Source organism: Allosphingosinicella sp. (assembly GCF_059502505.1).
The window spans coordinates 199411-226266 of record NZ_JCACEU010000020.1; the positions used below are offsets into that span (position 1 = coordinate 199411).

At 64.7% G+C, this 26856-nt stretch carries 18 protein-coding genes; 8 read left to right on the plus strand and 10 right to left on the minus strand.

Translation table 11 applies throughout. From position 1 onward, the window contains the following. Nucleotides 1–91 precede the first annotated feature (91 nt). The 3 genes from AC5JBD_RS16695 (at nucleotide 92) to AC5JBD_RS16705 (ending at nucleotide 11291) form a co-directional block, all read left to right on the plus strand. A complete protein-coding gene (locus AC5JBD_RS16695; protein ID WP_495722954.1) occupies nucleotides 92–5425 on the plus strand; it encodes a phosphorylase family protein in 5334 nt (1777 codons plus the stop codon). After that, a complete protein-coding gene (locus AC5JBD_RS16700) occupies nucleotides 5422–6060 on the plus strand; it encodes a hypothetical protein (RefSeq protein ID WP_495722955.1) in 639 nt (212 codons plus the stop codon). Before AC5JBD_RS16695 ends, AC5JBD_RS16700 begins: the two co-directional genes overlap by 4 nt. Before the next feature lie 122 nt (nucleotides 6061–6182). Beyond that, nucleotides 6183–11291 carry a hypothetical protein gene (locus AC5JBD_RS16705; RefSeq protein WP_495722956.1) on the plus strand — a complete coding sequence of 1703 codons (5109 nt, stop codon included), beginning with the start codon at nucleotides 6183–6185 and terminating at the stop codon, nucleotides 11289–11291. An 87-nt stretch (nucleotides 11292–11378) separates the two neighbouring features. Here the strand turns inward: AC5JBD_RS16705 and AC5JBD_RS16710 are convergent, their stop codons facing one another. The 6 genes from AC5JBD_RS16710 to AC5JBD_RS16735 form a co-directional block, all read right to left on the minus strand. After that, entirely contained in the window at nucleotides 11379–11735 is a 357-nt protein-coding gene (locus AC5JBD_RS16710; protein ID WP_495722957.1) for a hypothetical protein, read from the minus strand. Nucleotides 11736–11899: 164 nt separating this feature from the next. Continuing rightward, nucleotides 11900–13939: a DUF3363 domain-containing protein gene (locus AC5JBD_RS16715; protein ID WP_495722958.1), complete on the minus strand. Its 2040-nt coding sequence runs from the start codon at nucleotides 13937–13939 to the stop codon at nucleotides 11900–11902. Between the two features lie 342 nt (nucleotides 13940–14281). Continuing rightward, the gene (locus AC5JBD_RS16720; RefSeq protein ID WP_495722959.1) at nucleotides 14282–14800 is read right to left on the minus strand and encodes a hypothetical protein; all 519 of its coding nucleotides are present in this window, start codon (nucleotides 14798–14800) and stop codon (nucleotides 14282–14284) included. A 151-nt stretch (nucleotides 14801–14951) separates the two neighbouring features. Further along, complete coding sequence (locus AC5JBD_RS16725; protein WP_495722960.1) at nucleotides 14952–15365, minus strand: single-stranded DNA-binding protein; 414 nt, start codon at nucleotides 15363–15365, stop codon at nucleotides 14952–14954. Nucleotides 15366–15675: 310 nt separating this feature from the next. Next, nucleotides 15676–16602, minus strand: coding sequence for a HEPN domain-containing protein (locus tag AC5JBD_RS16730; RefSeq protein WP_495722961.1), 927 nt, complete (start codon nucleotides 16600–16602; stop codon nucleotides 15676–15678). Nucleotides 16603–16657: 55 nt separating this feature from the next. Then, complete coding sequence (locus AC5JBD_RS16735; protein WP_495722962.1) at nucleotides 16658–16972, minus strand: sigma-70 family RNA polymerase sigma factor; 315 nt, start codon at nucleotides 16970–16972, stop codon at nucleotides 16658–16660. On the opposite strand from AC5JBD_RS16735, the gene AC5JBD_RS16740 reads away from it, so the two are divergent. Next, on the plus strand, nucleotides 16971–17099 hold the full coding sequence (locus tag AC5JBD_RS16740; protein ID WP_495722963.1) for a hypothetical protein: 129 nt from the start codon (nucleotides 16971–16973) through the stop codon (nucleotides 17097–17099). The genes AC5JBD_RS16735 and AC5JBD_RS16740 overlap by 2 nt on opposite strands. A gap of 181 nt (nucleotides 17100–17280) precedes the next feature. Here the strand turns inward: AC5JBD_RS16740 and AC5JBD_RS16745 are convergent, their stop codons facing one another. Then, nucleotides 17281–18243 (minus strand): DUF2493 domain-containing protein, encoded by a 963-nt coding sequence (locus AC5JBD_RS16745; protein WP_495722964.1) that lies wholly within the window; start codon nucleotides 18241–18243, stop codon nucleotides 17281–17283. A 253-nt stretch (nucleotides 18244–18496) separates the two neighbouring features. Continuing rightward, on the minus strand, nucleotides 18497–19432 hold the full coding sequence (locus AC5JBD_RS16750; RefSeq protein WP_495722965.1) for an ArdC family protein: 936 nt from the start codon (nucleotides 19430–19432) through the stop codon (nucleotides 18497–18499). Between the two features lie 803 nt (nucleotides 19433–20235). Between AC5JBD_RS16750 and AC5JBD_RS16755 the strand changes: the two genes are divergently transcribed. After that, entirely contained in the window at nucleotides 20236–21555 is a 1320-nt protein-coding gene (locus AC5JBD_RS16755) for a serine hydrolase domain-containing protein (RefSeq protein WP_495722966.1), read from the plus strand. 229 nt (nucleotides 21556–21784) lie between these two features. Here AC5JBD_RS16755 and AC5JBD_RS16760 read toward each other — a convergent pair whose 3' ends face one another. Continuing rightward, a complete protein-coding gene (locus AC5JBD_RS16760) occupies nucleotides 21785–23131 on the minus strand; it encodes a serine hydrolase domain-containing protein (protein WP_495722967.1) in 1347 nt (448 codons plus the stop codon). 98 nt (nucleotides 23132–23229) lie between these two features. On the opposite strand from AC5JBD_RS16760, the gene AC5JBD_RS16765 reads away from it, so the two are divergent. From AC5JBD_RS16765 to AC5JBD_RS16775, 3 genes are all read left to right on the plus strand, one after another. Then, nucleotides 23230–23673 carry a MarR family winged helix-turn-helix transcriptional regulator gene (locus AC5JBD_RS16765; protein WP_495722968.1) on the plus strand — a complete coding sequence of 148 codons (444 nt, stop codon included), beginning with the start codon at nucleotides 23230–23232 and terminating at the stop codon, nucleotides 23671–23673. A gap of 401 nt (nucleotides 23674–24074) precedes the next feature. Then, nucleotides 24075–24251: a hypothetical protein gene (locus tag AC5JBD_RS16770; protein ID WP_495722969.1), complete on the plus strand. Its 177-nt coding sequence runs from the start codon at nucleotides 24075–24077 to the stop codon at nucleotides 24249–24251. 18 nt (nucleotides 24252–24269) lie between these two features. Beyond that, a complete protein-coding gene (locus AC5JBD_RS16775; protein ID WP_495722970.1) occupies nucleotides 24270–25175 on the plus strand; it encodes a hypothetical protein in 906 nt (301 codons plus the stop codon). On the opposite strand, the gene AC5JBD_RS16780 is transcribed toward AC5JBD_RS16775, so the two are convergent. Beyond that, complete coding sequence (locus tag AC5JBD_RS16780) at nucleotides 25172–26800, minus strand: hypothetical protein (RefSeq protein ID WP_495722971.1); 1629 nt, start codon at nucleotides 26798–26800, stop codon at nucleotides 25172–25174. The genes AC5JBD_RS16775 and AC5JBD_RS16780 overlap by 4 nt on opposite strands. Nucleotides 26801–26856: the final 56 nt, after the last annotated feature.

Sequence of the window (26856 nt, forward strand, 5' to 3'; positions counted from 1 at the left end):
GGGCTATCGGCTGAATTTGGAGCGGCGCAGGGCCGACTAGACGATGTACCGCAATGCGTCCGAAGTCTTAGAGGAAGCGAAGCAGCGCGGCATGCGTCGTGCTTTTTTTGTAACTGCGCTGCTTCTCGAAATGAAGGCCGTCCGGGCGCATCTCACCGACATGGGGTCTGTGCAGGGTCGCCACGGTACGATCTACGAATGCGGCAGCTTTTCCGACCGGGGACAGGAATGGCTCGTCGTTGTCGCTGAAACCGGCGCGGGCACCCACAACGCGCACAGCGTGGTGGCGGAAGCTCATATCCTGTTCGACGGCTTCGAGGTCCAGATCCTGGTCGGCGTCGGCGGATCGCGCAAAAAGGACGACGCGCCGCTTGGTTCAGTCGTCGCTTCCGAAAAGCTCTACTGGCCCTATGGCGGCAAGGCCGGAAAGGGCGGGTTCTCCTATCGACCAGCGGCCTATCCCCCCGATCTTCGGCTTGTCGGCATCGCCAAAAAGATCCGCCGCGAGGACGACTGGCTGACGCGCATTCGGCCGCCCCGCGGCGGGATGCTGCCTCCATTCGACGCCTATCCGGTCGACTATCCGCCGCTTGGGTTAGTCGCGCCGATTGCGTCGATAGAAGCGGTCCTCGACGACCCGAAAAGTGATCTCGAAGCACTCATCGCCCGCGGCTATGGCGATACCCACGTCGTCGAGATGGAAGGCTATGGCGCGGTCTATGCCGCGTTTGCCGAGAGAACGCCGAGCATCGTCATCCGCGGCGTCTCGGACATGACACAGAAGAAGTCCGGGCGACGGGACGCGCTGCTTCAGCCGATCGCCGCCAGCCACGCCGCCGCCTTCGGTTTCGAGTTGCTCAGCCATTGGGGCCAGCTTGAATCCGCGCCGGCCCCGGCGCCTACGAGCGGTCCTGCGACCGGCTCGTTCGAGCCGATCACGCCGCACCGGGACGTCGAAGGGGAAGCGGCCCTGCCAGGCGAGAGTTCGGGAGCCGAAGGTTCGACCACGCCGGCGAATGGATCCGGGAGCAAAGGCGCGGTCACCCCCGTCGAGAATTCGGGAACGCCAGCCCCTGTTCAGCCGCGCGTGTCGCTCGTGCTGAGCGTCTCCGCCGACTTCGGACCCGAAGACGGCGAACGGATCGCGCGACTCGAGGAGTCTTTGCGCGCGATCGCCGCCGACGCCGACATCGAGATCGTCCGGGCCGAAGCCGGCTCGCTTCACCTGTTCATCGCTGATCCCAACGCCGCGCTCGCCAAGGTCAACGCCGAGCGCTTGCGGAAGGAGCTGGCTGAACGCGAGGACGTCGACGTTCTCGGCATCGTGCCGCTCGCTCACTTCGAGACGCTGGCGCCGATCCGCGCCGCTTTCCGAGCCGCTTCGGGCGATCTCCTTGGTTGGCCTTCCACATTGCCTGACGGCGAGCGCATCGCGCGTCCCGAGCAAGACGCGCTCCGGGCACGGCTCGATGGCTACGCCTCGTCGACCACCGCACTTCTCGGCGATCCCGGCGCTGGGAAATCGGCGCTGCTCGCGACTTTGGGCAGCGAATATGCGGCGCGCGGATGGCCCGTTCTCGCTATCAAGGCCGATCTGCTTCAAGCCGATATCCAGACCGAGTCCAATCTTCAGGCCTGGCTCGGGCTCGATGACCTCCCCAGCACGCTGATCCGCAAGCTGGCCGACATCGGACCCGTGCTGCTGCTGATCGATCAGCTCGACGCGCTCGCCCAGCATCTCGACATCCGAGTCGGTCGCTTGAACGCGCTGCTCAACCTGGTCCGCAAGCTGGGCGGCACTGACAATGTCCACATCGTTCTTTCGTCGCGGACGTTCGAGTTCCAGCACGACGTCCGGCTGAAGTCGGTCACTGCGGAAAGCGTGATGCTCCAGCTCCCCGGTTGGAGCGACATCCTCGCCCTGCTGGAGGCGCGCGGAGTCAACGCCGCCGGCTGGCCGGCGGACGCACAAGACGTGATGCGGCGTCCGCAGGCCCTCGCCACCTATCTCCAGCTCAACGGCCGCTACAGCTCGGAACCCTTCGCGAGCTACCAGGGGATGCTCGAGCGCCTGTGGTCCGAGCGCGTACTGGTCGGCGACGCGGCCGCGGCGCGCGAGCAGCTCGCCGCCGACATCGCCAACCAAATGGCCGCGAAGGAAAGCCTGTGGCTGCCGGCCGCGCGGTTCGCGGAACGCACCGCCGATCTCCGCGGACTCGAAGCCGCCGGCATCTTGACCACTCTGGACGGGACGGTTGGCTTCTCCCACCAGACCTTGTTTGAGTTCGCGCTCGCCCGCGGCTTCGCTCGCGAGCCCGGCCGGCTCTCGACGTTCGTCTTGGAGCGGCAAAGCTCGCTCTTCCTACGCCCCAAGCTCTGGGCGGGACTGACCTATTTGCGTGCGGTCGATTGTGGTGGGTACCAAGAGGAAGTCGAGACGCTCTGGCGCACCGACACGCTGCGCCCGCACCTGCGCGTGTTGCTGATCGACTTCCTCGGCGCCCAGCAAAACCCAACCGATCGCGAGGCGCTGCTGATGGAAGATGCCTTGACGCGAGACAAGACGAGGCTCCGCGGTTTTCGCTCGTTGAGCGGCAGCGAAGGCTGGTTCTGCCGTTTCCACGCCAGCTTCATCGCGCAGGCGATGACCGCTTCGGAAGAAGCCGCCAATCTCCAGATCGAGATCCTCTCGCGCGCGATGACCTTCGCGCCCGAAGCGGCCTTGAAGCTGTTGCGGTCGCAATGGCTCCCCGACCCCCGCCATGACAGTCGCGCTTGGTGGGTGCTCCAGTCAGTCCCTCGGTGGACCCCAGAAATGCTGGACGTCGCGCTCGTTATCGTCGAGCGCACCGACATCGCCGCGACGATGATCGACCATGTCGCAGGAACGATAGGGGTGGAGCAGCCCGAGCTAGCGTTGAAGCTCGTCCGCGCGCGACTGAGCCGCGATCTGTCGGCCGCGGTCGCGGCGGCCGAGACCAAAGCGGCGACGCCCAAGCCGGAATTTTTGACCGAAGCGGACGAACTAACGTGGCGCATGCGCGAGGATCCGCGCGAGCCGATCAAGCGCCTAATCGAATACGGCGACGACTGGGACAGCCTGCCGGCGCTCGCCGAGGAAGCGCCGGCCACATTCCTCGACGAACTCTGGCCCTGGTATCTCGCCGCGTTCGAGTCGCTGGCGCGGGTGGCGGGCGAGCGTGACTCCCGTGTTGGCTATGCACTGACTTACGACGCCGACTACCGGTTCGAGGGCGAGGCCGACATTGGGTTGCCCCAGCATGCGCTGCTAAGCGCTGCACGCATCGCCGTCGAACAGGCCGCAGAACACGAGCCCGATCGATTCGCTCGCTGGGCGGCTGAAAACGCTGGCGTCGCGTTGACCCCTGTTCAGCGCCTGATCGCGCACGGCTTCGCACACGAAACCGAACGCTACGCCGACGCCGCGCTCGATTTTATTATGGGGGACGAGCGCCGCTACTATCTCGGCTCCATCCACGACCCCCACGGCACCGCCAAGGCGCTTGTTGCCGCGGTCGCGCCGCATTGGTCCGTCGAACAAGTTACGCGCTTCGAGGATCAGGTTCGCGCTTATGCGCCTCCGCCGCCAGAGGATATTAGTGATCCCAAGGGCAAGATGGTCTGGCGCCATTCCGCACGGCGGACCCAGCTCGACCTCCTGCGTTCGCTTCCCGCGCAACGGCTGTCCGCTGCCGCCCGCCGCCAAGTTGCGGAGGAGGAGCGCCGCTTCGGCACGCGCCGTTCAGGCGCCACCTTCACCGGACCGCAATGGATCGGATCGCCGCTCGAAGCGGATGGGATGGCCAAGGCGTCCGACGCTGACATCGTTAACGCCTTCCGGGCGCTGCCGGACGCAACGGGGTGGGATCATCCGCGCAACTGGATGACCGGCGGCAACATCCAGCTCTCGCGAGCTTTCGCGACATTCGCCAAGGACCATGCCGATCGCGCAATCCGCATTCTCGCCGAGCTCGACAAGGACAACGGCACGCGCGCGGCCGGCTATGTACTAGACGCGCTGTCTGAGGACGGCGAACCGGAGATGGTTTTCAGCCTGCTTCGCGACGTCGTAGGGCGCGGGTTCGACAGCAGCGAATTCCGCCAGTCGGCCGCGCGCGCTCTGGAGCGCCTGCAGCGACGTGGCGCCCGGGTGTCTGACGAATTTCTCGCGCTGCTCGAAAGGTGGATCGCGGTGCCGCCCGACGGCCCGGCCCCGGGCGACGATGCCGATGACGAGGAGAGCGGCCAGGTCGATGACGATGGTGACGAGGCAGAGCCCCCGTCTGGTGGCGAGGCCACCGGAGCCGCCGAGCCCGCTCGTGCGGACGAGCACGACACTGCGTTGGAGCGCAGTCTGCTGTGGGGCTATGGCGGCTACGCGGTCGTTCCCGGCGGCGAATATCCGGTTGTCGAGGCGCTGGTTCATCTCAGGCTGATGCGAGACGAACCAGCCGAGGCGCTCGCCACACTCTCCGCCTATCTGGCGCGTGAGAAGAGCCTCGAGATCTGGGACGGGCTGGCACGTTTCCTTCCCTATTTGCGTGACGACGATTCAGGCGGGCGCGACGCCTTTCTCGATCGACTCTTCGCCGACGTTCCTGGACTGGTTGGCAGCCGCTCGGTTTCGCACTTCCTCGCCAATGCGCGAAAGCAGGACCCCGCACTCGTTGATCGGCACCTCGACGCTTGGCGCACCGCGTCCAGCCGCCAAGCCCGACAAGCTTATGGCGAAATCGTTGGCTTGGCGGCGATCGTCGACGCCGATCTGCCGTGGGCGGAGGAGCGGCTGGAAGGCATCCTCGAGGACGACACCGCAACCGACGCGCGAGCCGGGGTTGCGCTCTCGGCCGCCAATCTGTTCGCCGAGGGGTCGGATCGCGCCCGCGCCACCCGTTTGCTCATCCGCCTGCTCGAACGGGGCGGTAAGGGCGTGTGGCAAGCGACGTTCGACATCTTCCGCGCTGTCGACGAGCTCGCTCCCGACGAGCCGACGGTCTCGCTCCTTCGCGCGATTTCCGAACGGATAGCCGAGGCTCCGCGCCTCGATGCGACGTTCGTCGTCGAGCGCCTATCGACGATGCTCCCACACCAGGCGCCGCTAGTCGCCGAGCTGGCGCTGGGGCTCGTCGGGAAATGGCGATCGGAGCTAGGAGATGTCCGCACGGCCACCGCGGTGGCGACCGCGCAGCTCGTCGACCTAGCGATCACGCTCCACCGGCTCGGGCCCGACACGCGCGAGATCGGCACCGGACTGATCGAAAAGCTGATCGACACCGACGCCTACGAGGCGCGACAGATGCTTGACGAGATCGACAGTCGCTTTCGCGAAACCGCGCCGGCCATGAATCGGCGGCGGCTTAGACGACGCGTCGCCGCATCCGCTCGGCGGCGGAACCGGTCATGAGCGATGCTGCTCGCCCGCCGCGCATTCGCGCAAAGGTAACGAACGACTTTGTCGATCATGTCCACAACGACCTCGCGAATGCCGCCTTCTACCTGCGCGAGCGCGTGAACGCGGCCCTCAACGGAGACGAACGGCGCGACGGAGTCTTTCTCGACATGATGGCGGCGGCGGCGATGATCGCGTTCACCCTCGAAGGTTATATGAACTTCCTCGGCGAGCGCGTGATTAAGGATTGGGACGAATGGCAGTCGCCTGTCGAGAAAGTGAAGGCGATCCGGAAGGCGCTCGCCATGGACGTGGACTGGAACAAGCGGCCTTATGCTACCGTCAAGCAGATTGTCGAGCTGCGCAAGCTTCTCGCCCATCCGCGATCGCACCGCGCACAGCCGCGCGAGTTCGAGGCGGTCGGTACAGACAGCGAGCTGCGCAAGATGTTGCGGGAATACAAGCCGCCCTATGAAAAGATGATCACACAGGCGTTCATCAACATCGCCTACGAGGATGTCGAGGCGATCTGGCATGAAATGCTCAAGGTGGCGAAGATCGACGTGCACGAAACATGGAGCGGAGGCGCACAAGGGTTCGAATATATTGAGCATGTCACGTCCGACGACGACGCGGGCGGCCGCCGCTAGACGATTTGGCATCGCAGATGTTGAGAGCCGTTGCGCCAGCGCTCATCCTGGTGACGTATCAGCGGTTCGCATTGCTCGAATAGAGCTGCGTGCAGGTCGAGAACTTTGAAGGATTCGACTTCATGGCCACCTACGCCTCTACCGGAGCAGCAGGTATCGATGTGGAGGTCGACTATGCTGCCTTGCTGGCGGTGTGCCTCATTGCCGAGCGTGGGGATCGGGCGCTTCCACCCGGCGCATCCCCTTGGAGCCTGTCGCTTCAGCGTCGCGATGGCCCCGCGGGCTTCGATGACATCGTTCTCGAATGGCGACGCGATATTGAAGTTGGCATCACCTTTGTCCAGTCGAAGCGGACATTCTCCGTTGGTGATAACGCCGAGTTCCGCGACCTTGCCCGAGCCTTGGCAGCCTTTGAAGACGAGCGAGACTGGTCCGCAGCCATCGTCACAAGCTCGCTCACGCCCGCGATAAGTGACGTTCAGTCACTGCTGGAATCGGCGCGCTCATCCACGAGCAAGGCAGACTTTGATCGGACATGGGCAGCGGAAGGCGCGCTTAATGCCGCCAAACGGCAGGTGCTGCGCGGCTTTGCCAAAGCAACAGAGGGGCTCGACGAGGATGCCGCGTGGAATGCCATGCGGCGATTGCGCCTGATCGAGCACGATCTGTCGCTGCCTCAATCGCGAGATCGGCAGTGGGCGATCAACCTCCTGAGTCAGCAGCTCATCGATCCTTCGACGGCGGACGCCGCATTTGGCTCGCTCCGATCCACCCTTCTTGCCGCCGCGCAGTTGGCGCCGACGTTTAACAGGGCAACGCTGCTTGCACGGGTTCCTGGTCTCGCTGCCAAGCCGACGGCTCGCCTCCGCCCGGCAATCGATCGGATCCTCGCGGAATCGAGCAGCGCTGCGCGCGCGATCAACGATCGCCTGCAAGGAGCAGGACACGCGGTCACCTTGCTTCGGCCGGACAGCTGGAGTTCGCTTCAAGAAGCGGCTGGCACGAGCCGCATCATCCGTCTGACCGGCGACGCCGGCTGCGGGAAGTCCTCACTGCTCAAGCGCTATTCCGCGACTTTCGGCGGCAACACTCTGGTGCTGAGCGAACGGCAGATCGCCGAGAGAAGCTGGTCGCAAGCCGCCGCCAACTGGGGCACTTTTATCAGCGCCGAGGAGATAATCGCGAGTTTGGCGTCCTCCGGGGCCTGCCTATTGGCTATTGACGGCGCAGATCGCATGCTACTCGATCCCCGTCGGGAATTGGTCTTGGAGCTCTTTAGCGCCATCGCCGCCTCCCCACTCGGTGAGCGCTGGTCGATCATCACGAGCGGGCGCGATTTCGGGCAGCGTGACCTTGTTCGCGACGCCTTACGGGAAGCAGGTCTCGAGGTCGGCGAACGCGTAAGCGTCGGATCGCTGGATGATGCGGATGCGGCTACGGTCGTATTGGCATTTCCCGCCGCGAGAGCCCTGCTGTCCCGGTCGGACCTGGCGGGGCTCAATCGCAATCCCTTCATGCTTCAGCAGCTGCTGGTGCCGAACGAGCTGCCGACTACTTTGACCGAGATCGGCTTGGCCGATGCGTGGGCGACACGCGGAGCGCGTACAACTCCCGCAGCACATGGACGCGATACGGTCGTCGCTCAGCTCGCGGCGGCACGCGTCGCGGCTCCCGCAGTTGTTCCGAGCATTGCGAACCTCGATCCCGAGGGCATTGCGCGCCTCGTCGAAGAGGGATCAGCGGCGCGGTTGCCGCTCCGGGACGGCATCGTCTTCACGCACGATGTACTCGAAGACTGGGCGCTTGCGCGCGAACTGCAGCGGGACTGGCGACGTATGGCGGACCGGCTGCGCTCTGCGGGCCAGCCCTTATGGTGGCAGCGCGCCGTCCGGCTCGCAGCGCAAATGCTGCTGGAGGCTGGGCGCGACGAGGATTGGCGTTCGCTGCTGGACGTGCTCGATCAGGATGATCTCGATGCCGCGTGGGGGCGTCTGGTGCTCGTTGCGCCTCTGCATTCGGAGAGTGCGGCGGATCTGCTGCCAAGGATCCAGCCCATCCTGCTTGCGGACAACGCGCGATTACTCGGCCGGCTGCTGGAAACGTTGCGGGTTGCCGAGACACGCATTCGGGAGGGCCTGCTGGACTCACCCCTCTTCGAGGGAATGTCCGAGGCCGAACGCTTCCGGTTGGCTGCGCAATTCAAGACACCGGTCTGGAGACCGTGGGTTGCTTTCATGCGCTGGGCATTGCCGCACTGGCAATCATGGCCGGACTCCTTATTGATGGGCCTCGTCGAACTGGCGGAGATTTGGACATCGGCTTTAGAGTGGACGCCGAGCTGGATATCGGCACACATCGCGGAGCACGTCACTGCCTGGCTGACAAAGGTCGAAGACTACCGTCATCCAGAGGGCTCGCGCCTCGGCCACGATGAGCGCGAGAGGCCCTTCGAACTTGAGCTCCGCTATCATGGCTGGGAGGAGCTTGAGGCCACGCTTCGTCGCGTACTGACCATGACGGTGGCCGCGGCGCCGCAGCTCGTCGAGAGCTATCTCGAGCGCGTCACGTCCAACTCCCGCCTGAGAGGTGCCCGCACATGGCTCCTGGAAAACCCACGTCAGGTGCCGGCTCACCTGCCTGGCCCATGGACGGTGATGATGCGGACCGAGCTACTGCGGCGGCGGCGGCAGCGTCGCGACGGCTTGCTGGGTCCGTCGAGCTGCTTCGATTCCCCGATGGCCTTCAACGAAGCTGGGATCAGCGACCATACCTCCTTCTATCCTAGCTCACCCCTGCAAGGTGGGTGGGATCAGCTGTTCGAGCACGATGCCGACGCAGCTCTGGCGATGATGCACCGGCTCGAAATGCGGGCGGCGGTGTTCTGGCGTAATTGGGCCAAGCGCTACGATGGTCGGCGCCCGCGCCCTTTGATTCTGCACTTGCCGTCGGGGCCCATCCAACTGTGGGGCGACGACACCGTCTACCGCTGGTCTCGGGCGACTCTTGGTCCAAACGCGCTGGGTTCCGCCTATCTCGCGCTCGATGACTGGCTGGAGAAGCAGCTGGGTGGCGACGCCCGATTGGCCGAGTTGCTGCCGCGGGTCTTGCAGAACAATGGCCTCGTGGCGACGGCCGCTCCGATCATCAATGTGGTGGCGCAGCGTCAGAATGACCGGCCAGCTCTGTCAGCGATCGCCCCGTTCCTCTCGGCACCGCGACTTTGGAGCTACGATGTCCGCCGTCATCTTGAGGATCAAACCCCGACGCATCGCATTCCGCTCGTCGGCGGCCCTCGGTATCGGCATCACGTCGATGCGGCGGAGGCAGTGTGGCAGCGATACCGGCAGCGCGGGCCGTTGCATCACCAACTGCTGCTCCCGTTTCACTTGCTGGCCGATCAAGAGGCGCAGGCCTTACTCCAGGAGCGCCGCGTTCGGTGGCAGCTCGACGACTTGGCCGACTATGATGACGAGCTCGGCAATGATGTATGGCGAGCCGAACATGAGGCCACGTTGGCGCGCTTCCAGAGTGACGCCGATCCCAGCTCGATGAAGATTGAAGAGGGGCCCGAGCCGAACCAGATTGCGGTGCGAATTGAGCCGCCGGAAGATAGCGCCGCAGAGGCCGAGGCGGTGAACCGCGAGCAGAGCCGCGCCGGAGCGCTCAGTAGTCTCGCCGTTTGGGCCCATCGTTCGCTCGAAGAAGGTGCGGTTGGCAGCGCCCATACCCTGACGACAGCCCTTGAGTCCTTGGTGGCGCTTGAGCGACCAGATGATGCCGAGAGCGCTGACATGCCCGGCCGCTTCTCTCGCGCGGCGGCGGCTGGTGTCGCAGCGGTGATCGCCCGTTTCGGCGCCGCCGCGATGATAGAAGAGCACGCCGATTGGCTTCGGCAATGCTTGTGGGCGGCTGTCACGCGCGAGCGAACTCAGGAAGAGGCGATGTTCCTGATTCCCGAGACTGTTCTCACCTTCGATCCCCAAATGCTCGCGGCGGGCGGATTGGCGGCATTGGCATCACGAGGGTTGATGCCCGAGTTCGAACAGCCGGTGGCGGAGCTCGTGACGAGTGAGTTGCACGCGGTGGAGGTGTCGACACTTCGTGGCCTGGACTGGGCAAACAGGCCCAACTTTGCATGGCGGTGCGCAGTCGCTGCGCTGGACATGTGCGTGATCGACTCCACGGCCGAGTGGCTTTCGCCGCGTGAGCGGGCGCGCGGTCAGCGGGCCTACATGCGGCGGCGACAGGCTGCAGTTGCGTATGCAACCGGCCGGGGCAAATCACGCCTCCCACTGCTCCCCCCGCGCCCCTATCGTGACCGCTGGCGTCGATCGGGGCGTCTTTGGCCGCCGATCGAGCGCGTTCGCCTTAGAGCCCTTCGCGGGCTCCACTGGGGCCGCGTCAAGAGCCTGCTTGATGCGCTTCCGTTTAGCCGTCTAACCGAGCCTGCTCAGAGGCAGCTGCGCAACTATCTGTTAGGACTGGCGGCCTGGGCAATGGATCATCGCGACGCCGACGAGCGTCGACTTGGTTATCATGACGAATTCCCACATGATCTGGCGAACACGCTTGCTCACGCACTCGGTCGCTTGGCCGCATTCACCGGCGACGGCGACTCGTGGCATTGCCTCAAATCAATGGATTTTTGGCACCGGGAAGGCGATTTGGTCAGCGTCTACCTGGACGAAGTCGTTCGCGAGCTGGTCGATAGCGGCCGTGCTCCCGATGAGCGGTTCTGGAATGCGTGGCGCCCCGCGGCGGAATGGGTAATGGCTACGCTGGTGCCGAAGCGGCCCGATGACGACTGGGACAATCTCGGCGAGGCGGTCCGGGCCGCCGGATTGGTGGGCCCCTATATGACCCCGCTGCCTCCGGATTGGCCGCATCTGGAATTGGTATTGCCGATGATCGATGCGTGGGTCGCAAAGACTGCCCATCATCCGTCGGCGGCGAGGGCCATGCTCGCGATCGGCGAGCGCATGCCCGTAGGGCAGCGCGAGCGCTGGCTGCTTCCGTGGCTAGAGAAGTATGCCGCCCTGCATGGACGGGATCCCGGTTTCTGGATGTATGGTGAGCTCGCCGATGGGGCGGCGGGATTGCTTCCGGCACTCGACGATAGGCCTGCCGAGTTGCGACAACGAGTGCGCCAGCTGCTTTCGATCATGGCCGACACGGGTTCACTATCAGCACGCGAATTGCTGCCGCGGTTCGCTCCCGGTCGCCAGGTTTGAACCCTTGAATGCGGGTCGCTTGATCGGAGTGCAACATTCCGAGGGTAAGCTTGGCAGGTTTGATTCTGCTCGGCGCGTGAGCCTTTTCTAGTGCAGCTTCCTAATCTTCTCCAGCGCCGGGTCTCCCGTTGGCTCAGCGTCCTGGCCCTCCAGACGCAAGGATAGCTGGTCCAATATTCGCTCGAACGCTTCGTTCGCCGCCGCCAGCTGAGAACGATCCGCACGCGGCAGCCCGGATGCAAACTGCATCTGGTGGCGCATGAGCCTCGCGAGGATCTCCCACTGGAGTCCCACATTGCGCTGCACCCGCTCGGCCCGCCGCTCGAGCCTCGCGAGCGCCGCTTCGAAACCGTTCTCCTTCGAGGGCGCGCTCCGCCGCAACAGATAGGCTGCGAACGCCTCCTGCAGGATGTCCGAGCGCGCGCGGCCGGTCGCCTCCGCCATCCGGGCGAGGCGAGCGCTGTCCTCCGCCGAGAGAAAAAGCTGGTGTCGTATCTTGCCCGGCTTCATCGCGGCGGCTCCTAGGAAGGGAGCGGAGGATAGGCCGGCGCCGACAGCCGCGAGAGTGCCTCTCCGCCGCATTCCGACGCTCAACGCTCACCTCGCTGTCACATGCCGATCTCCGGCCCGGAGCGCTCCCGCCCCAGCGTCCAGCTGATGCCGCCAGAGCTGCGTATCCTGCCGGTGATCTCGCGGCCAAGCGCTCGCTCCAGTTCCGGCCGCCACGGCACGAGGCTGAACTCCCGCGATCGCTCCACCAGCGCATAGCTTCCGGAGGAGGTGTCCACCCGGCGCCGGCAGATGCCCCATATCTGCTCCCCAGTCCCAGTCCAATCGAAGTCGAGACCGAGCTCCTTGCTGAACTGAGCCCCCAGCGCCCGAAGCTCGCGCTGCCGTAGCTTCGCATCCATGTTCGGGTCGAACTGCAGCATGCCGTCCTGCGCCTCCACCAGGCGCTGTTCGATCAGCCATTGCTGCCGCCGATGAAGCGCGTCGTGGACTTCCTGGCCGTACCCACGCCTCGGGATCTCCTTCCAGCTGGCCTGCCTCAGCTGGCCATCAAGCCAGCTCGGCCCGTTGTTGATCGCCTCGGCCTCCAGCTCGAGTCGCGCCAGCACCTGGACACGAACCGGCATGGCTCGTGCGGCTCGCCGCTCATGCTCAAGCACCTGGTCCGTGTAGTCGGACGGGATGCGCCATGTGCCCTCGGCGTCTCGCTCGACGCCGACACCGGCGCGCCGGAGCGCCTCGAGCCGCCGGATATGCGCCTCCGCGAAGGCGATGCTCGCGCTTTTGTCGTGGAGAAGGTGGCGCTCCAGCGAGTATTTCCCTTCCCACGCCCCTGCCACCGCCGCGATCGCCACATCCGCCTTTTGCAGCTGCGGCGTCACCGCCTCCACCCGAACCACGGTGCCAATCGGCGTCGGCTCCGCAGAGCGGCCGATATCGACATAGTGGGTACGCCCATCGATGCCATCGATGACGAGGCAGCGGCGGTCGTGGTCGTCGTCGGCAGGTCCGCGGTGCACGACCTTCCCGGCCACCGGAACCTGCTCGGCCTCCAGGCTGTCGATCACATACAGCTCCGGCCGCCGCGCCAGCTTCGCCGCCGTCATTGCCCGATGCATGGTCGCGATGATGTCGCGGCGCCGCCCGAGGTCGCGGAGCGTCTTCTCGGCGTCAGAGGACAGGCGCCAGGCAAGCGGCCCCTCCCGCCCCGCCAGCTCCATCCGCTCAAGCTTTCGGGCACGGCTGATCAGGAGCTGCTGATAGCTCCCATCTCCGTTCCAAGTGCCGGGCTCCTGCCGAAGATCGACGAGCCCGTCCTGCGCCCGACCCAGCAAGCTTCGGTCCAAAGAGGTCAGCCGATCGGCGTCCACCTCACGCGCGAGCTGCTCGTGCACCTCAAGCTCGCTCTGCGGCCCAAGCCAATGGGTCATGATTTCGGAGGCCCGGCCGCGGATCCCGCGGGCGATGTAGTCGCCAGCGATGTTGAGGGCCTTGCCGTCCTCCGTCACTCCGCGCACCAGGACGTGCGTGTGCGGGTGGCCGGTGTCGAAGTGGTCGGCCGCCACCCAGTCGAGATTGGTGCGGAGGTCCTCCTCCATCTTCCCCATAAGGTCGCGCGTGAAGCCGCGGAGGTTCTCAAGCGCTGCGCCATCCTCGGGCGAGACGATGAACCGGAACTGGTGGCGGTCGCCTTTTCCCCGCTCGAGGAAAGCCTTGGCGTCGGCATCGTCCGTAAAGGTTGAGTAGAGACGCCCCTGCTCGCCCTCCCGCGTCACCCCGTCGCGCTGCACGTAGCGGAGATGCGCGGCGGCGGCCGATATCGCCTTCGATCCACGCAGCTTCACCACCCGCGCCTTGACCATCACGCGCCGCGCCCGGACGCGCATCCCCGAAAATGGGTCACGCGACCAGCCGGAGCCCTGCCCCACTCGGGCTACGATTAGGCCGCCGCGTCCGCGCGCGTTGAACCGGCCGGAACTCGGCGTCCCGCTGCCGATCGCCGGCAGCTTCCGCGGATCGACGCCCCCGCGAGCCAAGCGCTCCATCACTTGGCCATGGAAGGAGCGGGCACTCCGCCGTCCCTTGGTGCTCCGCATCCGGCCGAGCCGCGGCTCGAACCTATTCTCGTCGTCAGCCATCTACGAGGATATGCTCCAGCCGCGACTCCGGCTAAAGTGTCTCTCCGGCGAACGGCGGGAATCTACCGTTTCCTGCGTCGAAAGAGGGGGGTAAGTCTCTCTGACCGCAGGCGCAGAGACAAACTGTCTCCCGAAAAAAGGATGTGCAGACAAATACATAGCGGCATTTCTGCGACGAGCTGAAATCCGCTTTATCTTGCCCTCACTATACTCTCTTTTGCCTCATCCCGACCATCTATCCCAAGACGTCTCAGCCAGGCGGTCAATCCAACTGGCGCGGCGAGCAAAAAGAAAGCGGGAGCGACGCTGCCGCGCCGCCCCCGCCGGTCGTTTCCTGATGCATTATCGAGCCTGAGCGAAGCCCAGCTCGGCTTCCGGACGGCTTCCAAACGGCCGCTTCCAGAGCAGATCAACGGCCGTTCCTTCGCCATCGACCAGGCACAATCCGACGTGCCAACGGCCCGCCAGATGGCTCAGAACCAGCATGCGAGAGAGCTCCTGGGATACATCCTCGTCATCCATTTCGTCGCCGACGTGCAGGCCTAGGTAGCGCTCCGCAATCCGCGCAACCCACAGGAAATCGACCGCTTCGGCCTCCAGAATGCGAGCCGCAAGGATGCCGCCGAACTCCGCCTGAAGCGCATCGACAAGCGCATCGCACCGGCCATATTTGTTCATGGAAGAAGTCATTGCCGTCCCCATCTTTTCTGTCTTCAGGATCGAAGACGGCGCTTGCGGAGCGGGCGGCGAGGCGGCTGTCAGGGCCGCCGCAGGCGCCGCGAAGCGGGGCGTGGGGGTGCCGATTTGCGCAGCAAATCGGGGGGACCGCGCAGCCTTGAGAGCCGTCTCGCCGGCCGCCACACTGGGCCTCAACGAAACGAAAACCTAACACTCCGCAGCCTCTCCTCTTGCGCCAAGATGCACGAGCCGAAGAGCTGCTCAGCGACGGACTTCATGAAAATGAGCACGAGAACAGCCCCGGCGACTGCAGCCGCCGGGGCCGTCGGCGGCCTCAGAAAGGCACGGCGTCGTCCAGGTCGGCCGGCGCCTCGGAGCCGCCGCTGGCGCCCGACTGGCGCGGCCCGCCGAGGAACTGGACCTCGTCGGCGATGATTTCGTAGCCGTAGCGCTCGATACCGTCTCGATCGGTCCACTTGCAGTTGTGGATGCGTCCGCGGACCGCGACGAGCATGCCCTTGGCCGCATACTGGGCGACGATTCTGCCGAGCCCGTTGAAGCAGGTGACGCGATGCCACTCGGTGTCCTTGGCCGTGAAGCCGCTCGCATCCTTGAAGGTCTTGCCCTCGCTGTCGCGCTTCGGGCGGCTGGTTCCGAGGCTGAAGGAGGCGATGTCGGTGCCGCTGTTCGCGGTGCGGAGCTCGGGGTCGGCGCCCAGGTTGCCCACGAGAAGAACGGTGTTGGTCATGTCGAAAATCTCCTGTTCCCGTCGCCGGGACCACCCCCGTCGACAGCCCGGAGAGAGGCGCGGCGAGTGCGGCGGAACGCACCAGAGGCGAAGCCACAGGGAAACCCCGGACCAAGGCGGCGCGGGCAGCCCGAAGGGCAACACGGGCCGAAGGGCAGCGGGTTGCGGACCGCCGCAGCCGCGCCATCAGGGCTGAAGAAAGGAGATGGGTGTGGTTTGGCCGACGTCTGAGGAGGAGATCCGAAGATGGCCAGAAGACAGTCCTTAGAGTGCTTCTAACGATCGACTCACTGCCGCTACCAGCAGGGGATCAAGCGGCCTTCGCCTGCGCCTCCAGCATAGCGATCCGCTCGGAACAGACCACGTGCACGACCTGCCCGAGCTCTTCCACGCGCTCTCCGAGCCAGGTCAGCTCGTCCTTGCTAATGCGATAGTGCTTCGAATAGCGCGCCTTCACATAGGCCGCCTTCAGCTTCTCGAAGAGCCGTCTGTCGCGGCGGCTATCCTGCGGCCAGATGTGCACCAAGCGGCGATCGATCCGCTCCGCCTGAGTGCGCAGAAACGCCAGATTGTGCACGTGCGGAGTGTAGAAGGTGCACACCAGCAAGACGCAGTGGTACAGGCTCTCAGCCGCCTGATGCATCACGAAAGCGGCCTGCTTGTACGAGCCGTCCTTCATTCCCTCCTTGGCCATTTTGTAGAAGGCGTTGGCCTGCGGCATCCACTCGCCGAAATACTCCTTCGCCATTGCCAGTGCCTGTTCGGGAGTCTTCGGCTTCGGCTCCGGAAGGTCGGTTTCGTCGCTCTGGTAGAGGGCGATTCCGTCCTTCGCGACGTCGATGAAGAAGTACCGCCCGTGCGCCAACCCGTCGTTCACCTCCTGGAGCGTGTGGACGATGAAATTGACCGGAGTGCGCAGCGTCTTCGTGATTGAAAGCTCGCGGATCAGGCGATCATCGGCCTTTGCCCAATATTCCACCCGGTCGGTGAGGCGCTTGTCGCTGACGATGATGAGGAGATCGAAATCGGATTGGTAGCCCTTCGCTGTGTGCGGCTCGTCGACCCAGTTTCCACGCGCGTAGGAGCCATAGAGGATGATCTTCTGAATGCGCCCCTTGCGCTTCCAGTCCTGGGTCCCGAGCGCGATCTTCTCCTCGAATTCCTCGAATAGGATTTGCACCACGCGCTCCAGCTCGCGCTGCTTTGCCGGCGGGAGATGGTCGAGATCGGTGCGCATCGGGATCGATCCTAAGAGGTTGAAGCGATGCTGGCGAGTGCGGCGGACCCGATGCTCAGAACCACCGCTCCCACCAGCTGAGCTTCTCTCCGTCCAGCTGCTTCACGAGCTTGTAGATTGCCTTTGCCATGTGGCGCTCAACCTGGCGCACAGTGAGGCCCGTCCGCTCGGCGATCTCCCCGTAGGACATGTCGTCCAGCCGGTGCGCCAGGAAGATCTCCCGCTGCATTTTCGGCATGGCGCGCATGGCATCTTCCATGCGGCGCAGAAGGTCGGGATCGGGCTTGTCGGTCATGTCCTCGTTCATCGCCATGGAGCGAAGGCGGGCCTCCTCAGCGCGGCGCCGGAGATCGTCGGGTGTGTCGGACATGGCGGCATTCCTCCTCGGCCTGGAGGCCGGCCGCGTCGAACGACGTGCCTTGCGCCTCCGCCCGCGCAACCGCGTCCTCTCCTCTGCCGCCGATGCTGAGGCGCATGCCGAAGCGCGGCCCCGGTGAGGACTGTGAGAACCATGTTTGGGAACATGTGCCGGCGCCTTGGCTATAGCGCTGGCCAGCCGCATCGGGCGCCGCAGCCGGCCGAAGCCGACGCAGCATGCTAAGCTGGAGAGGAGCGCTCCCGCAAGCATGTGCCGCGATGGGAGGCCTGGACCGGCGCCGGCCGGTCCAGGCCGAGCGGCTAGGCCGCTTGAGCGGCGCGCGCGGCGCCCTTGGGATTGGTGCCGAGTGGCCCGCGGCGGTCAACCACGGCGATGCCCTTCTCCTTCGCCTGGATGACCAGACGCTCGAGCACGCCGTTGCCGGCAAACGCGACGAGGCAGCGCGGCTTCAGGGAAAGCATCTGCTCGTTCCGCTTGAAACCCGCACGCTGGCCGAGCCGGCTGTCGAGCCCAAAGGCGAGCTGCGGGACATTGCGCCGCTCGGCCCAGGAGGCGGCCAGACGATCGACGCCCTTGCTGTCGCCGCCGTGGACGAGGACCATGTCCGCGACCCGGTCGCGAATCTTGTCGAGCGTGTCCCAGATGTTGGTCGCGAGCGTCTTCGCCTGCTCGTCCGTTTCGAAGGACAAGCGGCCTCCGGCGAACAGCACCGGCGTTCCCTCAGGCATCGCCGCACGGCGGCGGGTCTCGGCGCGCGCCCTGAGGAAGTCGCGTCCGTCGACCACGGCGGAGGTGCAGCCGGCCCCATGGTTGAGCCGGGAGCTTCCGGCCGGCCGCCAGCTATGGCCGGTCTCGCGCGTGTAGAGGAGCGCCGCGGTCTCGCGGAGCGCTTCCAGTCCAAGCATGGCCGACTCGGCAGCACGGGCGCGCTCGATCTCGGTTTCCAGCTGGCTGGAGTGCACCTCCGAGCCGTCTGCGGAGGCGAGGAGGCACCGGATCTCGTCCGTGGCGCGGTCCACCTGCGCCAGCCGCTTCGCGGCAGCACGGTGAAACAGATTCACGAAGGCCCAGGCGATCTCCTCGGCGTCGTCCTCCAGAGCGGTGTCCGGGAACAGGGCGAAGAGGTCGGACCAGACGGCGGCCAGCGTCTGCTCGGCAGCGTCAGGATCGAGGGCGTCGGTACAAGGTCCGGCGCGAAGCCGAGTTGCGTTGAGGTGGCCGAGCTCCAGCGCGGCGAGCTGGGCGGCAAGGGTGGTGTGCATGAGGGCCTCTCCTTTCACGCGCCGGGATCGGCGCCGGGAGCCCGAAGCCCCGGCTCAGGCGAGAGCCCGCACCGTCCCTGAGGGACGGGCACCCCGAAGCCGCGGCCGGCGCGGGCAGGCTGACGCGTCAGCGGCAAGCCAACACGGGCCACGGCGAAGCGGGTTGCGGGTGCTCGGCGCCGGGGCAGGGCCTCTCCCGGCCGCTCGTGCGCGTGACGGCGGATGCTCTCCGTGCTGCCTGATGCCGGCGCCCTCAGGCGGCGAGCAACTCCACATCCTCAGCGTCAGGCTCATGCATGGAGTCCGTCGGTGCCTGCCCTCGTCCCAGACGCAAGAGCAGCGAGGCGGCTTTCTCGGCCTTGGCCGCGACGGTTAGTATCGCGCGGCTGTCGGCCTTCAGCACCTTGAGCCACGAAGCGAGGTAGCTGGCATGGTGGTCGAGATGCTCCACCGGGAGTCCAAGCTCCGCCCCCAGCATCGCGGAGGACAGCTCCGCCACGAGCTCCTCCATCGCGTAAGCGTCGCTGCCGAAGCGGCCGCCCATCTGCCGGGCGAGCCGCCTTTCGTGCCCGGTCCAGTGCGACAGCTCGTGCGCGAGCGTGGCCCGGTAATGGTCTAGGTCACGGAACAGGCCGGGCTCCGGCATCGTCACCTGGTCTGACGCTGGAGTGTAGAAGGCCTCGGCGCCGAAGTGGCAAATACGCGCGGGAATGGCTGCAAAGAAGGCGTCGAGAACCCGGTCGCGCTCTGTCGCCGGCGGGAGCGGCTGCGGCTCCGGGAAGAAGCGGCTCGGCAGCCCGTCGACCTGGCAAGCGTTGAACACGGTAAAGCTCTTGAGGACGCGGCGCGTGCGGTCATCTTCCTCATCCTCTTCGCTGGCGTCTCGTGCCCGGCAGGCTCGATAGAAGATGGCAATGGTCCCCCGCTCGCCCTTTCGAACCTGGGCTCCAAGCACATGCGCCTGACGATATGTCATCCAGTAGGGCGAGGTGTGCCCGGCCGCCTCGGCCGCCATCCAGAGCCAGAGGACGTTGATGCCCTGATATGGCGTGCCGCAGGCGCGGAGCGGCCGCGAAACTGAGGTGCCGGTCCAAGGCTGGACCCAAGGTCGGGTGCCGGCCTCGAGCCGTTCAATGATGGCAGCAGTAATCGTCTCCGCCGGCGAAGGCCGACTGCTTGCATGTTTCATCGAAGCCTCCGTCTGTCCGGCTCCTGTCGAGCCGCTCTTCCGGAGCTTCCTCTCCTCTATTGTGCCGCCTTGGGGCGCTAAGCCATTCCCCCAGTTGGAGGAATTGCGCGACAGCGGCATGTCCTGCCATAGTGGCGACCTGGACGAGCTCGCCGGCTCAGCAGGCGAGAGCGGCCAGGGTCCATTAGCGGTCACGCTCCCGGATGGAGTTCGACAAACCGCTTGAGGTCGTCCGCCAGTTCAGCTCCCGCCGCCGGCTGCCCCCCCGAGAAAGCAGTGGCTGGATCATAGGTCTGACGAAGGTGGTCCGTGCCAGGAAGCAGGGGGCCGCAGGTCTCGCGATTACGGGGGATCCCGCTCACTGAGGTGCCTCCAAAGCTGCGCCTGGTAGGCACGCTCACGTCCGATCAGGCGAATGCGCGATCCACACCCGAGACCCTTTTGATGGGCGAGGGCAATTTTGTTGCGAGAGTGGCGAAGCATCTTTCGAACGGTCACCCGCAGATCCTCCGACGAATGCTGCTGGCTACCTCCGGCGCTAATTCCCGCCCTCTTTCCGACGTCGCAGGCGCGACGGCTTCGAACGCATCGGTCCAGGCGACGCAAGACGCTCGAAGCGCGCAGATGGCGTGATGATGCGACTTGCAGACCTGGTTCTAAGCTGCGCGACCGAACCTCCTCCTGGGAAGCAGCACACCGATCGTCGACTCGCTGATTCCGTGCTGATCGGTCCTTGAAACCTCATAAATAAAGTCTAACAGTGCTTATGTAACATCTGATCAGTAGGGTGGGGTGCTTCGATGATGTCCCGTGTTCTCCTAACACTAGCAACATTCATCCTGCTTGCGATTGGCCAACCTGCTGAGGCTCGTGACCGGCTGTCCGACGGGCTCCGAGCCTACATGGACGCGCAGGCCTCGATCCACGGCTTTAGCGGGGCCGTGCTAATCCTGAAAGGCGATCAGACGCTTCTGCGGAAAGCCTATGGATTGGCTGACCGGGAATGGGGGATCGCCAATACGGTCGATACCCGTTTCCGGATCGCGTCCATCTCGAAGACTTTCACGGCCGTCGGAATCATGAAGCTGGTCGAGTCGGGACGGCTGTCGCTCGACGACAAGCTGGAGCGCTATATTCCGGGATTTCCCCACGGCGGCGAGATCACGATCAGGATGCTTCTTAATCACAGCTCAGGGCTGGCCCGGGACCACGACGATCTCGCCATGGACATGACGATGTCTCGTGAGCGAGCGCTGCCCATCCTCAGGGCGAAAGCATTGCGGTTCATGCCGGGAACTCAGATCGCTTATAGCAACAGTGCCTACCTCCTTCTCTCGTACATCATCGAGGATGTCTCGGGCCAATCCTACCGCGAGTTTATGCATGCGAATGTTTTCAAGCCCGCCGGGCTCGACGCCACTGGCATAGTTGATCCCGAGAACCTGCTGAACAAGCGGGCACGCCACTACTGGTTCAGCGCGCGAGACGCAGGCGTCCACAATGAGGTGCCTGCAAACTACTCCATGTTCCAGGGTCATGGGAACCTTTACTCCACCGTCGATGACCTCGCCCGGTTTTTCAACGGGCTGCGCCGATCGTCTCTGCTGTCGGGCCCAACGCTCGAGAAGATGCTGACCCGGGGTAAGGACGGCGCGTTGGGGCTGGGTCTGATGTTCGACAAAGTGGCTGGCCGCGATGCGTTCGGCCACAATGGCGGGTCCAATGGTGCTCGGAATCAAGTTTTTGTATTCCCCGATGACGACCTTGTTACCGTCGTCAGCTCCAACAACTCAGCCGATGCCGTGGCGATGAGCCAAGCCTTGGCCGCAATGGCCTTCGGACAAGACGTTGAGTTGCCGACCCGGCATGTCAGGGCTCAGATCGACCCGAGGTTGTTTGAAGCGCATGTCGGACGCTACCGCCGCACGCGAATTCATATCAGCAATGGCAAGCTCATGGACGGGGACGTCGAACTCGTGCCGGAATCGCAGACGCGGTTTTTCGCACGGTCCAATCACCAGTACATTTATGAGTTCATTCCGGCGGCAAACGGACGCTCCGGCGCTCTTGTCTTCAGCGATCACGGGGTGAAGATCACCATTCCTCGAAATGTCTCTGAGTGATTAGAGCCTCACGGCATCGGCGGTAAGATGGGTTTCGCCGGAGCGCGACCCTGTCCGAGTTCAACGCGATCCGGCCTGATGAGCGGATAGTGCCATTCTTACGGGCGCTCAAATCCAACCACCTCGTCCGCCTCTCACCCATTGCGGACATTCCGCATCGCGAGTTCACCGCCGCCGGCGACCTCTCCGATCATCGCCCGCTCTCTTTAGCTTTGCCGGCGTATAAACCTCAGGCGGTCGCGATGGCCGCCGCGAGCGCGTCGATTTGAACAGCAGCTTCAACATTCCCCCGGTGACGGGCCTTCCCGGCCTCGACTTCGAGGACAGCTGCTTCGACCCGCACTCCGTCCCCGGCCTGTTTGTGGAACTGCGTCGCCGATCCGATCCCTTGACTGACAGCCTTCCGCACCAGTTCCATAGTGTACCGGTAAGGCGCGGTGGTCGGACTTTCGCCGCACAGAAGGTCCCGAATGAAGGCGCTGAGCCTCCAATATCCGTCAACGTCCCCGTTGGTGAGGATGACCGAAGTGAGCCCGAAATCCTCGAACAGGAGGACCTCGTTTGCGATGCCGGCTCCGCCGCCGCTGTGCCCGACTATGCGATGGCCGTTAATCGTCTCCTCCGCAAAGCCGAGACCTCGTCGTCCTTTCGAGAAAGCGATCCTGCCTCGCGTCGCATTTGCGCGGGTGGCAGGGCTGAAAAGCCTGTCCTCGGCCAACGCCGTCATGAACCGCGTCAGATCGGGCGCGGTTGAGAAGCCGGCGCCGGCAGAGTTGCCCCGGTAGGCCGGAACGATGAACAGGTTGCTGCGCCAGGCTCCTGAGAGCCGTTCGTCGCGGAAGTAGCCCGTTGCCCGGTTGGGAACGACCATGTCGAGAGGCCAGGATTCGGTATCGATCATCCCAAGTGGACGGAAGATCTCGGTCCGGACGTACTCGAAGTAGTTGCGAGCAGTCACAGCCTCGATGATCAGGCCAAGGATGACATAGCCGACGTTGGAATAACCGTATTGCTCGCCCGGCGTGGATTGCAGCGGAACGCCCGCAAACAACGGAATGAAATCGCCCAGCTCGACATAGTTGTGCGCCGCACGCGAGGCTATCGCTTCCCAGTAGCTCCCGAGGCCCGACGTATGAGTCAGCAGATGCTCGATCGTGATCCGTCGGGCGATATCGGCGTCAGGGTAGGAAGGAAGATAGGCGACGATCGGAATGTCGAGCTTCACACGGCCCTGCTCCAAAAGCCGCAAAATGGCAGCGGCCGTGAAGAGCTTATTGATCGAGCCCAAGTTGAACTTGGTGCGGATGTCGTTGGGAATGGCGAAATCCCGGTTAGCGGCACCGACCGCGCGACTGAAGACGCTGTTTCCGCGGCGGGCCAGAAGCACTACGCCACTGAAATCCGCCTCGCGCACGGCGGAGCTGATCTCGCGATCCAGTCGCGAAACCAGCGAACGGTCCCGAGCCGGAGGCGACCTCGTTTCGCCATCGCCATGCGGCGCCACCGTCGAGACTGCTCCCGCGGCGGCGATGCTCAACAGGTCACGACGTGAAACGGAGGCTTCGATCAGGCCCATAGACACCCCATCTCAAGTTAGGTAAGTGCTTACTTATGTCCTCGTCGTCACGTCGCCGTCAAGTCAGCGGAAGCGCAATCGGGGCGCGGCTGCGACGATTGTCCGAAAGGGTCGATCGCGAAGCCGACGCGATCTATTCGTCACTGGGCATCCACTTTCAGCAGCGCTGGTACGGGATGCTCTCGCTGCTGGACGAAGGAGGCCCGATCTCCGTGAACGATGCAGCCCGGGTGCTCGGTGTCACGCACGTCGCCATAAGCCAGGTCCGAGCCGCACTCATGGACGCCGGTCTAGTGGCTGCAGAAGCCGATCCCAAGGACGCGCGGCGGCGCTTGCTCCTTATCACGCGGGCAGGGCAGGAGTTGATCGAAATGCTACGGCCGATCTGGAGGGCTTTCGACGCCGCGGGTGAAGACCTGAACAGCGAGGCCGGTGACCCGTCCGGTGCACTAGACCGTCTTGAAGACGCGCTCGATCGCCTCAGTCTGAGTGATCGTGTCCAGGTTGCACGTGGCGAGCGAGCTAGACTGCACGAAACGTAGAAGCGCGTTCGACTTGGGAAGGCCCGGCGAAACAGCAGATGGCTCGGTCTCTCCAGTTGCCGGCATCCAAGGTAGCGTGGCATGTCGACGTGGCTTAGCGGAATGACGCTGACCATCATCTGGATGCGACGACCCACATGCCGAGACTTCGTGCCGCAGATCAATTAGAGGTGTGTTGCTCCGGCTGCGTAACATCGGCCACTCGGCTGAGCTGAGCAGCGAGCTGTCCGATTTCGACTCGAAGACGCGCAATCAAATTTACCCGATCAAGCGGACCCCGTCCGCTGCATCTAATTTAAGCACCCACCGAGCACGGCACCATTGGGGAGCACCGCTGGCGCCCCCGGCCGGGGCTGCCGCGATCTATGCGATCACGGGATATTGTGCGACGAACGGCCGTCATGATCTTGTTAGCCGCCATTGGGACGGTCCTGCGTCGCCGCGGTCCGAAGAAGGGGGCCACGCTCGCCGCCGCCGTGCTGCTTGCCTCTTGCCAGACTGGAAGCGGCCTCGTTTTCTCGACCGCCACGCCGCCGCTCGCATTGGTTCCGGCCGACGAAGCCGGCGTGAGCGATTGACGTGGGAGCTTTCGCGCAATGTTCTGCGCCATTGCCGCCGATCATGGCGAGGTACTTCCCCACAACCGCGATTGCGAGAGCGCGCTCCACCGGCTCTCGGGCGAGCAGCCTGCCGAAGCCACCGCGGTGCCCGGTCGGGAGAGCTTCCGCAACGTGAGACTCGTGATCGTGCCTGGTATATTTAGCGAGTGCGTCGCGCGGTACGCATTGCCGTTCTCGGATGCCGAGGCGCACCTCAAAACGGCTCACGGCCTGGGAAGCATGGAATGGATCCCGGTGTCGGGCCGCTCAGGCAGCGCGGCGAACGCCGCTACGATCGCGCGATGGCTTGCCGCTCACCCGACCCCACCCGGTCAAAAGCTGGTCCTCCTGGGCTACTCCAAAGGTGCGACCGACCTTCTCGAGACGGTCGGCCGGTATCCCGCGGCGGTTCCTTCGGGGGCCGTCGTGGTCGGGGTGGCCGCGGTCGTGTCTGGAACTCCGATCGCGGATCGCGGGGAGTCCCTCTACGCCGCCTTCGGGCGCTTGCCGGTTCCGGACTGCAGGCCGGACGATGCGGGCGGAGTGACAAGCCTGACACGTCGGGAGAGGCTCGCCTGGCTTGGGAACCATCCGACATCGAAGCAGCACATCTACTATTCGCTTCCGTCCTTCGCGAAGCGGGAGGACGTCTCGCGTGCGCTCCGCCCGTTCAACAAGCTGCTCTCCAGCCACGACGCGCGCAATGACGGTCAGGTCATCTTCCAGGACGCCGTCATTCCGGGAAGCCGTCTGCTCGGATATGCGAACGCGGATCACTGGGCGGTGACCTTGCCGCTCCGCGAGAGAATGCCGCCGGCGTTCGGCTCCCTGCTCGACCGAAATGGCTACCCTCGCACGGTTCTCCTGGAGGCGATCCTCGCGACGGTGGTTGCCGGAGCTTAGAGGGCCGGGCGCTCGGAATCCTTGTCCGCCTCCAAAGCTCCGCCCTCGAGCCCAAGGCAGATCGCCCGCTCCTCCGACCCGTTCACGAAGTGCGCGATGTTGTCGAAGATCGCCTTCGCTTCCGCGGCATCGTCGATGTACTGATAATCGTCGGGACGTTCCTTGGACAATGCGACGGCCTGCCGGCCGCGCCGCGCGCCGAGCACGACGTTCGGGAAATCCGTTTCTTCGAGTTCCCGCATCAAGGTTCCGCAGCGCCCGCGGTCCGGGGTAAGCGGCTCGTAGCTCATGGTGGCTCCTGACCAGTTCCTCCCGAAACGCGCGACCGCCGACAGGCTCGGGTAGTCGGTTGTCGAGCCGATGTTCAGTTCCTCGAGCCGGACGATCTCGACGCCATTCTCGATGATCCCTCTCGAAATCCTGTCGGTGATCGGCGTGTGAGTATGCGCAGACACGAAGAACGAGCTTTCCTGGTAGAAACGCGTGTCGCCGTCGGCGAAGATGTCTGCCAGCCGCTGCACCTGCCGAGACAAGGGGATCACGAAGGTCTTGCTGAGTGCCCCGACGTCATAGTGCGAAAGCGCGACGAGCACCGTCGGAGTCGAACCGGCGGCGGCGGCGGCCTTACCGCGGGCCCCGAGCCAACTTGTCTGGCTCAGAGCTCTCGCCTCGTCGACGAAGCTCATTGCCCCCCGCTGCCCCTCGAAATCTTGGGTGAGCAGGCCTCGACCCCGCGACGGCAGCGCGCGGCTGCGCGTCACGTCGACGTAATCGTTGGTGTCGAGGAGAAGAAAGCGGAAGGTGCGCCCGTTCGCTGGGACATCGAGCGTCGCCGCATAGTAGCAGGAGCGGCGGCGGGACTGCGGCGCCGCGACGGGCGTCTGACAATTCGCGCTGCCGGCGCCATCGACGGACGAAGCGTAGGTCCATCGTCCCTTGTCCGCGCTCTCGCGGTTGAACGCGTCCGCCAGGCGGATGAGCTCCCGCTTGGTGGCGACGTTCTCCTCGCCCCCGCATAGATCCGCGTGGCTCTCCCGCTCCTCCGTATTTCCGGCTGCAAGAAAGTCATGATTGCCGAGAACGAAGAACACGGGAACGTCCCTTTCCTCGCGAAAGCGGGACAGCAACGGGAATATGCCTTCTTCGCCCTTGGTCTCGGCCGACAGTTCGCTCCGGCAGCCATGGTTGGAGCCGTCACCAAGGTAGAAGATGGCGCTCACACCTTTTTCCTTCTGCAGCGCCAGATGGGAACGAAGAAGGACTCGAGCGGTGGCGTCGAGGGTCGGAGGCCTGATCGTGACCTCGATCACCTTGTCGCTCATGCGATTGCGCAGAAGGTTGCGAGCCGCCCAGGCCCGCTGGTTCTGGATCTGAGTGTCCGCGACGAAGCCGACCACGAGATCCGGCTCTCCGGGAAAGGGCATGATCGAGCGCACTGGCGGGATCTCGCCGCAGCTCGCGAGCGCCAGCGTGGCAAGACCCGGCACGAGCAGGCGAGTCTTCCAGACGCTCGGCCGCCGATCGCTCCCGAGCGCCGGAAGAAGGAAACCGGCGGCGCGGAAAAGACGCCTTGCAGTGCTGGTTAGTGGCCTGAGCTGCATCGTGCCGATCCTCTCCCGGGACATGGACGCCGATTGGTCTTCAGTCCGCAAGAGAGACTGTCGCGTCGAAGCGACAGCCG